This is a genomic window from Ensifer adhaerens, from assembly GCF_001270265.1.
GTDB classification, from domain to species: Bacteria; Pseudomonadota; Alphaproteobacteria; order Rhizobiales; family Rhizobiaceae; genus Ensifer; species Ensifer adhaerens_B.
In genome coordinates, this window is the sequence record NZ_LGAP01000027.1 from 22,166 (window position 1) to 35,930 (window position 13,765).

The following is a 13,765-nucleotide window of genomic DNA, read 5'->3' on the forward strand; positions in this document are numbered from 1 at the left end:
GTGGGCCTCGGGCACGACCACTTAGGCGCACCGGATCCTCACACACATTCGGCACTCGGGGGCTATATGACCAAGGGCACACCATCGCATTGGGTTACCGGCGTGAGCGAGATCACGACGCAGGATATCTTCATTCGCGGGTATGCGATGAGCGAACTCGTCGGGGCGGTGCCCTTTTCCGCGATCACATACCTTTTGATTAGAGGCGAGCTTCCAACGCCGGGACAGTCGCGGATGATGGACGTTATCCTCTCATCGATCCTCGACTATGGCCTGCAGAAATCCGGTACTCTAGCCGCCCGCGCCGTGGTTTCGGTTAATCCGTCAATGACCGCGGGGTTGAGTGCCGCCGTCCTTGCCGCTGGCCAGCACGCGCTCTCTCCTGAGGACACCGGACGCTTCATCGCGACCACGTTCGCCGCGTGGAAGGAAAGCGGTCGGTCAATGGATGAAGCGGCAGCGGTCCTCGTCCAAGATCTCCGCGCGGCGATGCGTCGCGTTCCCGGTTTCGGCCACCAGGTTTTCAGGCACGTCGATCCGCGGGCGGAGCGTCTCAAGTCAATCGCCAAGGCCGAGGGCGTTTGGGGCGAGGCCAACGAGTGGTACGAAGCTGTGCATCGTGCGTTCCAACTGGCCAGCAACAAACCGGACCTTGTCTTGAACGACGTCGGAATGCTTGCCGCGATCATGGTGCAGATGGGTTTCACGCCTGAAGAAATGTGCGGTTTGGCGATATTGTCTACCGTTCCGGGCCTGATTTCTCATATCTCCGAAGAAATGCAATCGGGCATCCGAAATCGCCTGGTCCCGGACAGTCATGTTGAATATGCGAGCCCCCGCCGTGACTTGGCAAACGACCTTGTCGACGCTGGCTGGCAATGAGCGGATTGACGAAGACAAACGCGATCCACGCGCCCGCATGCAGACTGCTCGCTTGACACTACGAACTCGCTAGTAGAAAATGCATTCCAATGAGTATGTAAAACTGAGCGTCGCGGTGAATGCAGCGCCCCAAGAGACAAGCGCCCGCCGAGGCGCACAAGGAGGATTTTAATGGACGCTACGAACAAACTGGAGGCGCTGGCTGTCGGTTCCAATGCCATGTTCTTCGACGATTTCGAGGTTGGTCAGGAATGGGTGACGCCGCGGCGTACAATCACTGAAACCGATATTGTCATGTTCGCTGCGCTCACGGGCGACCACAACCCGGTGCACACAGACGAAATCTACGCCCAGGCAACGCCCTTCGGTGCTCGTATTCTGCATGGTCCGGCCGTTTTCGCGATCATTACTGGCCTCGAGTTCCGCCTCGGGATCAAGGAAGGGACGGCAATCGCCTTCTTGGGCATGACTTGGGATCTCAAAGCTCCAGTGAAGATGGGGGATACGATCCACGTTTATCAACGCGTCGAAGAAGTCCGCCGTACCTCAAATCCCGCACGCGGGATCGTGAACTTCTGGCTCGAGGTTCGAAATCAACGTGGAGAAGTGTGTCAGCAGGGTGTCTGGAAAGTGATGTTCCACTCGCGGCCGGCTGCCTGATTGTCGAAATAACCGCCCATCGTAGAGCTGCGATTTCGGGAAGCTCGAACGACACGCCTCACGTGCGGGAACTGCCAGCGGTAGGAGCGCTGAATTCGAATGGATATCGTTGTATTGATCAAGAAGGTCCCTGATCCAAACCTCCCGGAGCAATTTGTATCAATCTCCGACGCTCAGGACGAAGTGGTCCTGCACGCCTCGTCACAGTATTCGATCAACCTCTACGACTTGAACGCTGTCGAAGCGGCGATCGGCCTCAAAGAATCCGCCGGCGCGACGGTAACTGTCGTGACCGCCGACGATGCTTCAGCGGATCAGTATCTTCGCCGCGCCTTGGCTATGGGCGCGGACAATGCAATCCGTGTCGAACTCGACGACAAGTCTCGCCGCGACTCGTTCAAGACAGCGCAAGCACTCGTCTCCGCACTCAAGCAGAAGAGCATACCTTCACTGGTTATCGCGGGCCGTCAATCTTCGGACGAGGACGCCGGATACGTCCCGTACCTTGTAGCGCATGGCCTTGGCATTCCGGCTCTCGCTCCGATCGTGTCGATTAAATCGGCCAGCGAGCGAACCATCAACGTCGGCAAACTCGCGGATGCAAGCATTGACGAATATGAGCTCACCCTGCCTGCGATGCTGCTGGTCTCGAACGAAATCAACAAGCCTAGAACTCCCGGCCTGAAAGGCGTCATGGCGGCGAAGAAGGCGACGATTGAAGTAGTCGCCTCCGAACCCGGCGGCGTTGCCGGCGTACCGTCCAAGTACTCGCCGAAGAAGGGACAGCGAGCCATAGAGGCAACCAAGTTCATTGAAGGCAGCGACGAAGACAAGGCCGCGGCCCTCCTCGCAGCTCTCGATAAGTGAGGCATCGACATGAAGAACGCCCTCTTCGTACTCCATAATTCCGCAGACACAAGGTCATCCGAATTTGCCACTCTCGCTGCTATTGCGACGTCGATCGGCAATGCAGGTTACTCCTCGGATCTCCTTATCCTGGACACGACCGGTTCATCGAGTGTCAACGTCAAACACGGCAGCGCTTTTCGCAATGTAACTGCGGTTGCTCCGGACAAGGCCGTGGGCGATGGTGCCGATTACCTGGTCCACATTGTCGGTAAGGCAGCGTCCGCAGCTGTCTCGCTCGTCGTTGGTTTTGGAACGATTTCGAACAGAAACTGGGCACCCCAAGTCGCCGCATCCTTTTCGGCCGAGTTTGTGACCGCCTGCGAGCTTATCGAGGTCGCGGACAACGCGCTCCGCGTTACGGGGCCGGTGATGGGGGCTATGGTTCAGAAGACCCTGTCCCTGGGCGACCGAAACGCAGTCGTGCTGTACAGCGGCGAGAACCTCGCCGCACCTGAAGGCACTGACATCGTTGTTGAAGTCTCCCGGGAACCCGCAGAGCAAGGGGCTGTCCGCTTTGTCGCCTCCGAAGCCTTGCCAGATAGTGGCGGCATTCCTCTCCGCGGAGCGAGCAAGGTCATTTCGGGTGGACTGGGAATTGGCTCGGGTGAAAAGTGGCGGCTCATCGAGGAATTCGCAGCAAAGGTCAACGCTGCAGTCGGAGCGAGCCGCGCAGCCGTCGAAATGGGCTGGGTACCCTCTTCTCGTCAGGTGGGCTTCAGCGGGCAGAAAGTCAGCCCAGACGTGTATGTCGCAGTCGGCATTTCCGGTGCAGTGCATCATCTGGCAGGCATTGGAGGTGCCAAAAAGATCGTCGCGATCAACAAGGACCCCGAAGCCAGCATCTTCAAAATTGCTGATGTCGGAATCGTCGGCGACTACGAGCAGATCGTCGCGGCGGCCATGCGCAAGCTTTGACCGCAAATGCGCGCGAGGCGCGTTCTTCGGTATTCTTTCGGGCTGAGCATGTTCCTCGACGCTGCTCCGCCCGGAAGAGATAAACTAAACACGATCGGCTACCGCAGCGGGGTCGTAAGGGGTAATTGGAAATGAGCGGCAAGCGTATAGTCGTCGTAGGAGCAAGCAGACTGGGATGCGAGTTCGCGTTGGCAGCCCGCGGAGCCGACTACGAAGTGACGCTGATCGATGAGCACCCGCAAGAGCTCAAAAACATGTCATTCGATGCTCCGTATTTTTACGGATCCGGTCTGCCGGCATCGCTCAGCGATGAAACGGCGGTGTTCGACAACGTGCTAAGCTCAAACGAGCTATTGCTGGAGTGCGTCGAAAACGAAGTCGACGTGAAGATCGGAGTGGTCGCTTGGGGTGCATTTCACAATGCGCCAAATTCGCAACATATTGGCACCCCGAAAGTGGGTATAGTCTCCCGCGAAGGCAACGAACTTCTGGAATACGATGCTCTCATCCTCGCGACAGGGTCGCGGGATTTTGTGCCTTCGTTCAAGGGTTGGGAGTTGCCCGGAGTTCTCGGCGGCAAGGCCGGAGCAAAGCTTCTCACATCCTACCAATGCTTCAACGGCACCCGCTGTCTTGTGCTGGGAACGGCCCCTCTGGCGGTCGAGTTCGCGCGTGCAGCCTGTGACCGCGGTATCGATATAGCGGGCTTCGTGGAACCGACCTCCAAGTTCCAGGCGGGCGATCAAGAACTTGAATGGGCGCTGAACGCCGGTATTCCGATCCTGTATGAGAGCGTTATCCTCGAAGCTGGGGGGACCGACAAGGTTTCGTCAGCAACGGTAATCTCGACGGATGGCTCCGGAAAGCAGGCAGAGGTTGAATGTGACACCATTTGCGTCTCGATCGCGGTTCTTCCAAACGTCGAACTACCTGCAGCGATGGGCTGTGAGATGCAGTTTGCTGAAGAACATCCAGCTTGGGTGCCGAAGGTAGATTCTAACCTGCAGACTAGCGTACAAGACGTATACTGGCTCTCCGCGTTCAACGCGCAAGACGATCAGATCCCGCGGATCCTCTCGGCGGTCGGCGACGCAGCCAGTGCATCGGAAGCACCGACCGGAACCACTCAGCATGGCGCGCGCGCCGCGGATTACATCAATGTTTGGGTCGCCAAGCTCCTGGAGATGGGCGGCTCGGACGTGGTGCTTTGCCAGTGCGAGACTGTGACACGCAGTGAATTTCTCGAACTACAACCGCCGCGGTACCTCAAAGCCGGCATGAGGCATCCGCACGTGGCCGTGACCGGCGGCGACGCCGGACCCAAGATCAGCCAGGATCTGACAAAGCGAATGACCCGTGTCGGCATGGGACATTGCCAGGGCAAACGCTGCCGCGACGAGGCTGCCGTTCTGCTGTCTCAGCATTATGGGATACCGCTCAAGGACATCAAACCCGGTAGCTATCGTTTTCCCGTAAGGCCGATCGACATGTCTCTGATCGCGGCCGAGGACGACGATTATCACACCCGTGAAAAATGGCCGCACTGGATGCACGAGGAAGTGGTGCCAGAAAGCGTTGCAGGGACTGCAAAGAGGTAGAAATGATGAATTACGATGTGATCGTCGTCGGGTCGGGCCTCCTCGGACTTTCCACCGCCTATCATGCGCAAAAAGCCGGTGCGCGTGTGCTCGTCATCGATCGCGGCGCGGTCGCTTACGAGGCCTCCTCCCGAGCAACAGGCTATCTGAGCTTGCGAGCGGATGACCCGGACGAAGCTCCCCTCGCCGGCATGGCGGAGAAGCTTTGGGACACGTTGGACGAAGAGCTTGGATACCCGACCGAATGGACCCAGAAGGGCCGATTGTGGGTGGCGTTCTCCGACAAACAACTCGAAGAGCTCCATCAGACTTACAAGGCTTTCACCAGAGCCGACTTCGGCTTCGAGCTCATTGACGCCCAGGCTTGCCGCGAGCTCATTCCGATCCTTTCACCGGAAACGCGTGCCGGGCTTTACACCCCCCGATCGGGGCACGCCAATCCTCAGCGGGTTTCGCAAGCTTACGCATGGGCGTTCCAAGATTATGGCGGGACAATACTCGAGCACACACCCGTGTACTCGGTTATCGCGGAGGGAGGAAAAGCAAAGGGGGTCAAGACCGCCGCCGGCGATATACTCGCCGATCGCGTCGTTCTATGTGCTGGCGGATACAACGCGAATCTTCTTGAACCGTTCGGCGTTGTCTTCCCCGTGGCAACCGTCCGGCTCGAGGCATTGGTAACCACTCCTCTACCTCCGATGTATGAGGTCGGCTTCATTGGCCTGAATGGTCTATCTATCCGGCAGACCAAGCGCGGCAACCTGCATGCCAACGGCGGTCCGCACGAATGGGTGGATTTGGACGCCGATATCGAACCGAACAAACCAAATACGCCGATCGTACGGAACCTGGTTCGCCGTATGATCGAAGCGTTTCCGGTTGCAAAGGGGGCCCAACTACTGCGCACTTGGGCCGGGGTCCTGGACATCACCCGGGACCAGAAGACCATCATTCACCGTTTCGATCACCCGGAGGGCCTCCTTGTCGCGGCTGGTGCCGGGCATGGGTTTGGGATGGCGCCGGCGATCGGAATAGCGATGGCGGAGCTCGCCTTGAAAGGACACACGAGCGCGCCCATCGAGGGGCTAAGCCTTGAGCGTTTCGCCGGTCTATCGCCAACCTGGAAAGCGGAAAAGAAGTGGGATGCAGGTTCCTACAACACCTGACAAGTTCGATTTGTACCCATGAAGGATAAGCTCAGGTGCGGCTCATCAATGACTATGAGCCGCCCCATAACGGAGGTTGCGCTTGTGTTTCGGATTTTTATACCGTAAGGAACGAAAACATACTGAGAAAGGTGTCGTATGGACATGGAATCGCAGCGCGAGTCACCAAAGCCGAACATTCGTGGCAGGATCAAGCAGCAGAAGACCGAGCTTATCCAGGAAGAAATTCTTGACGCCGCTTCTCGGCTCATTGCGGCGCGCGGCTTCCGTGCGGTGACCGTGGACGACATCAGTGCTGAGATGGGTTTCACCAAGTCCATCGTCTACTACTACATGAAAAACAAGAACGAGATTCTCTGGCGGATCTTCGAGAAAATTGACCAAACCTACGCCAAGGGCATGGAAGGGGCACTGAGTTCCGGTGGCACCCCCACGGAACTGCTGTCGAAAATCGTCAAAATGCACTCACTGAACGTGATGCTGCACCAGGAATGGTCCACGATCTACAACCGCGACGAACACGAACTGACAGAAGACCAGCGCTCCAATGTCACCGCGAACCGCCGGAAGTACAACAAACAAATCCAGGAGCTCTACGCGCAGGGTATCGCAGCCGGAGAGTTCCGCGACACTGACCCGTTCCTTGCTGTGTCTTGCCTGATTGGCGCATGCAACTGGCCTTACACCTGGTTCAGGCGCTCCTCGTCCAAATACAGCGCCGAGGAAGTTGCATCGGCGTTCGCCGACCAACTTATCAAGGGTGTTGCGAAGGGGGCATGAGTTGTCCCCTCGCCCTTTGTGACGTCAGCTTACGAATACAACGCTCTCGGAGACTTCCGCGCGCGCCGTGCGGAAGCTGTTTGCCGCGTGGTCCTCTAGTGCGTAGCCGAGTGATACTCCGCAGACCACACGAAGATGTGGGGCGATTGGTGCGTACTGGCGAATGATGTCGGCGTAGTGCGCGATTGCGCCCTGCGGGACCGTAGCTATCCCCAGCGCCTGCGCAGCAAGCAAGAAATGGCCGAGATATATGCCCGTATCGAAAAGCCCTCGCTCCGCCAGATCTTCGTGGACCGTCACTACGGTCAGATGCGGTGCGCCGAAAAAACGAAAATTTTCGAGAGCCTGCTTCCCTGAGGCTTCGCGGTCGCCGCGCTGAATTCCAATTGCGCTGTACAGCGACCATCCGCAATCCCGCCGGCGCTCCTGGAAGACTCCGGTATAGGTTCCGATCGGCGGAACGTCCGATGACCTTGCCCGGCCGTGCATCGCCGCCCGATACATTTCTTCGCGCAACCCATCGAGCGCTCGTCCGCTAATGATGAACACGCTCGCAGGCTGCGTGTTGCAATCGGACGGCGCGGTACGCGCGACCTCGAGAACCCGTTCGATATCGCCCATCGGAACAGGCTTGGAAGCGAAAGCCCTGCAGGAGTATCGGGCCTTGGCCAGCGAGAAAAGCGTGTTGTACGTACTGAGTTCTTCGCTCATTTCCAGTCCCGTATTCCTTCGCTATTCTCATAGTCTTGTCGCCCGTGGAGCGCTCCGCAACTGTCCCCTCGTTTATGATGGAGCACCTAGCAAGCTACAGCGCCTCGGTCCCCGTGGGACCAAGGCGTAGGATCGACGCACAACCCGCCAACATGGGCGGATCGCGAGGTTATTGAATCGTCCAGCCTCCGTCGATAACGAGCGAATGCCCCGCCATGTAACCAGCGTGAGGGGAAGCCGCAAACATGATCGCGTTCGCGATATCCAGAGGTACCCCCTTTTTGCCCGCCGGGACTCGCTTCAGCGCATCAGGATTTACACCGACGCCGCGAGCCATGTCCGGGGCGTCGTCCCCGAGAATTCGCGCAGAATTCCCCCGCATATCGGTCTGAATCATGCCAGGGCAGACCGCATTGATGACCACGCCCGTCTTTGTGAACTCGACAGCCATTTGGCGAGTGAGACCGATCACGCCGAACTTCGAAGTGGTGTATGCCAAGCCGTCCGCACCACCGAGAATACCGCCAACGGAAGCGACATTAACGATACGGCCTTCTCCCCGAGCCACCATGTCCTTCAGCACTGCACGGCAGAAGTAGAACGTGCCCCGGAGATTGGTATTGATCACCCTCTCCCACAATGCGTTCGAAGTCTCGAGCGCTCCCGCAAAACCGTCAAACACGGAAGCGTTGTTAACGAGAACGTCGATCCGACCGTGCTTGGCTGTGACCGAAGAGACAACGTTGTCGATCGAACTCTCCTGCTGGACGTCCGTTCTGATGAAATCAACGTGATAGCCTTCTGCCGCAAGCGACTGGACCACGTCTTGACCCTGGTCCTCGAGAAAGCCGGCGATGGTCACGTCCGCCCCAGCGCGAGCAAAGGCTTCCACAGTCGCTCTTCCGATACCGGTCTCGCCACCCGTTATAACGACTACTTTTCCTTTAAAGTCGAACATGCATACGTTCCTTCAGCTTCACGTCACTTATCTCGGTCCAATCGAATGGACAGTGGAATTAGGGTGCGATCGGATCTTGGCCGGAAAGACGCTCAAGCGAAATTCCTCCTCGAAGTCCGCCAACATACCGGTACGTACAATACAGTACTAATTAGATTGCGCAACGGCCCCGCAGGGATGGATGGCGTTTTCTTTCGCCTTGCGGGCTGAGGGAAACCCGCGCCGTTCGCGCAAAACCTCTTTACAAAGATACCCACAATAATGTTAATTATACTCATCAGTAGCTAAACGAGTGGAGTCGGTAGGCCGGTGCTTGCCCATAACCACCTAAGCGTCGGAGGGCCGGAGTTGCAAACTGAATTGACAAAAACGCTCGGTATCGAGTTGCCCATTTTTGCATTCTCGCATTGCCGCGATGTCGTGGCAGCCGTGACCAAGGCGGGAGGCATGGGATCGCTTGGAGCGGCCTGGATGACACCCGAAGAATTCGAGATGTCAATCGACTGGATCGAGGAGCGCGTCGATGGCAGGCCATTTTCGGTGGATCTGGTTTTTCCGGGTACAGGCGGCGAGGACGCAGAGAAAACCCCGGACGAATATCGCAAGCTCATCCCGAAGGATCATCTAAACTTCGTGAAGCGTCTGCTCGACGATGCTGGGATCGCCGACATCTCGGAGGCGGACCGTGACGCCTATCTCGCCGAATATGCCGAGAAGATGGCCATGACCAACAAGAAGAGCCGCGAACAGCTCGAGATCGCCTTAAGCAAGAAATCTGTGAACTTCATTGTGGGCGCTCTCGGCGTCACGCCGGAATGGGTTGTTAAGGAGGCCCATGCCAAAGGCGTAAAAGTCGGCGCGTTGGTGGGGAACGGAAAGCACGCGGCCAAGCAGCGGGCTGCAGGTGTTGACGTCCTAATCGCACAGGGCACCGAAGCCGGAGGAAGTGTTGGAAACATCGCTTCCATGGTTCTCTGGCCACAGGTCGTGGAGGCGGCTCAAGGCATCCCCGTACTGGCCGCTGGTGGCATCACCCGCGGATCGCATATTCTGGCCGCGCTCGCACTCGGTTGCCAAGGCGTGTGGATGGGCTCGCTCTGGCTAGGAACAGCGGAAAGCGACCTTAGCCTGGAAATGCGCGAGAAGCTGTTCGCTGCCGCCTCGGAAGACGCGCGACTGTCCAAGGCCATGACAGGTAAACAGGGCCGCATGCTGTACACCAAGTATGTGGACGCTTGGCACCGTCCGGACGCTCCCAAACCCCTCGATTGGCCGATGCAGTCGATTATGAACGGCTACCCGTTCAAGCGAGCTGAACGAGGGCGCAACCTCGACTACTGGACCTATTCTGTTGGCCAGGCCGTCGGAGACATGAACGAGCACACCACCGTGAAGTCCGAGATTGAGCGCATGCTCAACGAATACGTCGAAGCGGTCGACAACCTGCAGAGCGTGACCTCGTATTAATCGAACTCGCGGACACGTCCCTACCGATTTTTCTGACGCGCCTAAGCGCAACGAATTGTTGGTTTGGACGCCAGATCTCCGAGTGCCCGTCCCTGCAAGTACGACGCTCGGAAGGGGCAAGCGACACGTCCGTTGTCGCTTGCCCCGCCCGTTCGTAGGCAAATGCCGGAACGCGTCGCCGGATCCAATAACCTTTTGAGGCAACCGAGAATGACCGAGCAAGATCTGCCCGAACGTGAGAGCATGGAGTTCGACGTTGTGATCGTGGGTGCGGGACCGGCGGGTCTTGCGGCGGCGATCCGGCTGAAGCAGGTCAATCCGGAGCTTTCGGTCGTCGTGCTCGAAAAGGGCGCCGAGGTCGGCGCGCATATCCTCTCGGGTGCGGTCGTCGATCCGATCGGTATCGACCGGCTGCTGCCGGACTGGCGCGCGGACGCGGACCATCCGTTCAAGACCGAGGTCACGGACGACCATTTCCTGTTCTTGGGCCCGGCCGGTTCGATCCGTCTGCCGAATTTCATGATGCCGCCGCTGATGAACAATCACGGCAACTATATCGTCTCGCTCGGCAATGTCTGTCGCTGGCTGGCAAGCCATGCCGAAGCGCTCGGCGTCGAAATCTATCCGGGCTTTGCCGCAGCGCAAGTGCTCTACAACGACGCGGGCGCGGTGATCGGCGTTGCCACCGGCGACATGGGCGTCGAGCGAGACGGCGAACCGGGCCCGAACTTCGCCCGCGGCATGGCGCTCTTGGGCAAATACACGCTGATCGGCGAGGGCGTGCGCGGCTCGCTCGCCAAAGAGCTGATCGCCAAATTCGGCCTCTCGAAGGACCGCGATGTGCCGAAGTTCGGCATCGGGCTGAAGGAGCTCTGGCAGGTGAAGCCGGAGAACCATCGGCCTGGCCTGGTGCAGCACTCCTTCGGCTGGCCGCTCGGCATGAAGACCGGCGGCGGCTCGTTCCTCTACCACCTCGAAGACAATCTCGTCGCCGTCGGCTTCGTCGTGCACCTCAATTACAAGAACCCCTACCTCGCCCCGTTCGAGGAGTTCCAGCGCTTCAAGACCCATCCGGCGATCCGCGGCACCTTCGAGGGCGGCAAGCGGCTGTCCTACGGCGCCCGGGCGATCACCGAGGGCGGCTACCAGTCGGTGCCGAAGCTGTCCTTCCCCGGCGGTGCGTTGATCGGCTGTTCGGCCGGTCTCGTCAACGTGCCGCGCATCAAGGGCAGCCACAATGCCGTCTTGTCGGGCATTCTCGCCGCCGAGAAGCTGGCGGCGGCGATCGAAGCGGGTCGCGCCAATGACGAGCCGATCGAGATCGAACGCGGCTGGCGCGACAGCGCCATCGGCCAGGACCTGAAGCGGGTCCGCAACGTCAAGCCGCTGTGGTCGAAGTTCGGCACGGCGATCGGCGTTGCGCTCGGCGGCTTGGACATGTGGACCAACCAGCTGTTCGGCTTCTCGTTCTTCGGCACGCTGAAGCACGGCAAGACCGATGCGCAGAGCCTCGAGCCGGCAGCGCAGCACCAGAAGATCGACTATCCGAAGCCGGATGGCGTGTTGACCTTCGACCGGCTGTCCTCGGTGTTCCTGTCGAACACCAACCACGAGGAAGACCAGCCGATCCACCTGCAGGTCAAGGACATGGAGTTGCAGAAGCGCTCCGAGCACGATGTCTATGCCGGTCCGTCGACGCGCTACTGTCCGGCCGGCGTCTACGAGTGGGTGGAGAAGGACGGCAAGCCGACCTTCGTCATCAACGCGCAGAACTGCGTGCACTGCAAGACCTGCGACATCAAGGACCCGAACCAGAACATCAACTGGGTGCCGCCGCAAGGCGGCGAAGGCCCGGTTTATCCGAACATGTGATCAACGACGTCCCGATTGAGGAGTTGGAAATGTCGAATGCTGAAGTCGCCACGCGCCGTGCCAGCGCTGTTGCCCGCGGCGTGGGCGTCACCACCCAAGTTTATGCCGATCGCGCGGAGAACGCAGAGATATGGGATATCGAAGGCCGCCGATATATCGATTTCGCAGCCGGGATTGCCGTCGTCAATACCGGACACCGCCATCCCAAGGTAATCGAAGCCGCGAAGGCACAGCTTGAGCGCTTCACGCATACCTGTCACCAGGTTGTTCCCTACGAGAACTATGTGCGCCTCGCAGAGAGGTTAAACTCCCTCGTCCCGGGTGACTTCAAGAAGAAAACCATCTTCGTCACGACGGGCGCGGAGGCAGTCGAAAACGCAGTCAAGATCGCTCGAGCAGCCACCAATCGATCGGCCGTCATCGCCTTTACCGGTGGTTTTCATGGCCGCACCTTTATGGGCATGGCTCTTACGGGCAAGGTGGCTCCGTATAAAACCGGGTTCGGCGCGATGATGGGCGACATCTTCCACGTCCCCTTCCCGGTCGAATTACACGGCACTTCAGTCGACGATTCACTATCCCTTCTCGACAAGCTGTTCAAGGCCGACGTCGACCCTAACCGGGTCGCAGCGTTCATTGTCGAACCGGTTCAAGGTGAAGGCGGTTTCTACGAGGTCCCGCGTGATTTCATGCGGAAGCTTCGTGAGCTTGCGGACAAGCACGGAATCCTTCTGATCGCTGATGAAGTGCAGACGGGCTTTTCGCGGACAGGCAAGTATTTCGCGATGGAGCATTTCGACGTTGTCGCCGACCTGACGACCATGGCTAAAGGACTTGGCGGTGGTTTCCCGATCGCCGCTGTCACCGGCCGCGCCGAAGTCATGGATGCTCCGGGTCCTGGCGGCCTCGGCGGCACCTACGGCGGCAATCCCGTAGGAGTCGCGGCTGCCAATGCGGTATTGGACGTCATCGAGCAAGAAGACCTGAATGGACGCGCAGACCTACTCGGACGCCGTTTGAAACAGGGTCTCCGCTCCCTGCAAGATGCCGTACCCCAGATCGCTGACATTCGCGGCATAGGCTTCATGATAGCCGCTGAGTTCAACCTACCAGGCTCCACGACGCCAAATCCCGAATTTGCGAACGCCGTTCGACAGAAAGCATTGGACAAAGGACTTATCCTTTTGACCTGCGGCGTGCACGGCAATGTTATCCGCTTCCTCGCTCCCATAACGATATCCGACACCGTCTTCAGCGAAGCTGTCGACATCCTCGACAACGTTTTGCGCGAATGCGCTAAGGATACGTGATCGACCGAGCCCTGGAGCACGAAGCAAATTTCGACTTCTGAAATAGCAGTTCATGGTGGGCACAATGGCAAGCCAACCACTACGAGGGCAAAGTCTCCCGATGTATCGGCTGCCGGGGGACTTTTGTGCACCTAAGCTGGAGTCGACGCGAGATTGGCGTCCAGAAACCTCAACACCCCCGCACCAGCGAGTTGGTGGGCCGGTTCGTTAAATCGATCTGTCCTGAAGCGGTTGTAAAAGGCGTGTTCGGCTTCGGGATATGTGTAGAATTCATCACCGTGTCGAGCCCGGCCCACGAGCCACCCGCGGACGGCTCCGATCGCGTCAATTGGATCGTGGTTATCGTTGTCGCCGTAGTGCAACTGCGCCGGGCAGGTGATCTTCTCGATTTCGTTTTTCAGCTTCTCGACCTTGACGCCGTACATCGCATTGAGCCAGCCAGCAAACCGTACCGGCCGCACTCCTGAGGAGTACGGCGCGCGTGGCGAATCGCGAACCCGGAATGCGCAAATCACTCCGAGACCCGGACGTACAGCA

13 protein-coding genes are annotated in these 13,765 nt (G+C 58.7%); 10 read left to right on the forward strand and 3 right to left on the reverse strand.

Annotated elements, in window-relative coordinates; translation table 11 throughout:
* The first annotated feature begins 66 nt into the window (after nucleotides 1–66).
* The 7 genes from AC244_RS27125 to AC244_RS27155 all read left to right on the forward strand — a co-directional run bounded on the left by AC244_RS27125 (nucleotide 67) and on the right by AC244_RS27155 (nucleotide 6,910).
* Nucleotides 67–882 (forward strand): citryl-CoA lyase, encoded by an 816-nt coding sequence (locus AC244_RS27125; RefSeq protein ID WP_053251934.1) that lies wholly within the window; start codon nucleotides 67–69, stop codon nucleotides 880–882.
* Between the two features lie 171 nt (nucleotides 883–1,053).
* Complete coding sequence (locus AC244_RS27130; RefSeq protein ID WP_053251935.1) at nucleotides 1,054–1,542, forward strand: MaoC/PaaZ C-terminal domain-containing protein; 489 nt, start codon at nucleotides 1,054–1,056, stop codon at nucleotides 1,540–1,542.
* Nucleotides 1,543–1,641: 99 nt separating this feature from the next.
* Complete coding sequence (locus tag AC244_RS27135; protein WP_053251936.1) at nucleotides 1,642–2,409, forward strand: electron transfer flavoprotein subunit beta/FixA family protein; 768 nt, start codon at nucleotides 1,642–1,644, stop codon at nucleotides 2,407–2,409.
* Between the two features lie 9 nt (nucleotides 2,410–2,418).
* Entirely contained in the window at nucleotides 2,419–3,366 is a 948-nt protein-coding gene (locus AC244_RS27140) for an electron transfer flavoprotein subunit alpha/FixB family protein (RefSeq protein ID WP_053251937.1), read from the forward strand.
* 131 nt (nucleotides 3,367–3,497) lie between these two features.
* Nucleotides 3,498–4,964, forward strand: coding sequence for an FAD-dependent oxidoreductase (locus AC244_RS27145; protein ID WP_053251938.1), 1,467 nt, complete (start codon nucleotides 3,498–3,500; stop codon nucleotides 4,962–4,964).
* A 2-nt stretch (nucleotides 4,965–4,966) separates the two neighbouring features.
* A complete protein-coding gene (locus AC244_RS27150; RefSeq protein WP_053251939.1) occupies nucleotides 4,967–6,130 on the forward strand; it encodes an NAD(P)/FAD-dependent oxidoreductase in 1,164 nt (387 codons plus the stop codon).
* Between the two features lie 138 nt (nucleotides 6,131–6,268).
* Nucleotides 6,269–6,910 carry a TetR/AcrR family transcriptional regulator gene (locus tag AC244_RS27155; RefSeq protein WP_053251940.1) on the forward strand — a complete coding sequence of 214 codons (642 nt, stop codon included), beginning with the start codon at nucleotides 6,269–6,271 and terminating at the stop codon, nucleotides 6,908–6,910.
* A gap of 24 nt (nucleotides 6,911–6,934) precedes the next feature.
* On the opposite strand, the gene AC244_RS27160 is transcribed toward AC244_RS27155, so the two are convergent.
* Nucleotides 6,935–7,621, reverse strand: coding sequence for a nitroreductase (locus AC244_RS27160; RefSeq protein ID WP_053251941.1), 687 nt, complete (start codon nucleotides 7,619–7,621; stop codon nucleotides 6,935–6,937).
* A 169-nt stretch (nucleotides 7,622–7,790) separates the two neighbouring features.
* Complete coding sequence (locus tag AC244_RS27165) at nucleotides 7,791–8,579, reverse strand: SDR family NAD(P)-dependent oxidoreductase (RefSeq protein ID WP_053251942.1); 789 nt, start codon at nucleotides 8,577–8,579, stop codon at nucleotides 7,791–7,793.
* A gap of 348 nt (nucleotides 8,580–8,927) precedes the next feature.
* Between AC244_RS27165 and AC244_RS27170 the strand changes: the two genes are divergently transcribed.
* The 3 genes from AC244_RS27170 (at nucleotide 8,928) to AC244_RS27180 (ending at nucleotide 13,228) form a co-directional block, all read left to right on the forward strand.
* Complete coding sequence (locus AC244_RS27170) at nucleotides 8,928–10,046, forward strand: nitronate monooxygenase (RefSeq protein ID WP_053251943.1); 1,119 nt, start codon at nucleotides 8,928–8,930, stop codon at nucleotides 10,044–10,046.
* A 210-nt stretch (nucleotides 10,047–10,256) separates the two neighbouring features.
* Nucleotides 10,257–11,918 carry an electron transfer flavoprotein-ubiquinone oxidoreductase gene (locus tag AC244_RS27175; protein WP_053251944.1) on the forward strand — a complete coding sequence of 554 codons (1,662 nt, stop codon included), beginning with the start codon at nucleotides 10,257–10,259 and terminating at the stop codon, nucleotides 11,916–11,918.
* A gap of 29 nt (nucleotides 11,919–11,947) precedes the next feature.
* Nucleotides 11,948–13,228 carry a 4-aminobutyrate--2-oxoglutarate transaminase gene (locus AC244_RS27180; protein WP_053251995.1) on the forward strand — a complete coding sequence of 427 codons (1,281 nt, stop codon included), beginning with the start codon at nucleotides 11,948–11,950 and terminating at the stop codon, nucleotides 13,226–13,228.
* 131 nt (nucleotides 13,229–13,359) lie between these two features.
* Here AC244_RS27180 and AC244_RS27185 read toward each other — a convergent pair whose 3' ends face one another.
* On the reverse strand, nucleotides 13,360–13,653 hold the full coding sequence (locus tag AC244_RS27185; protein ID WP_053251945.1) for a dienelactone hydrolase family protein: 294 nt from the start codon (nucleotides 13,651–13,653) through the stop codon (nucleotides 13,360–13,362).
* Nucleotides 13,654–13,765: the final 112 nt, after the last annotated feature.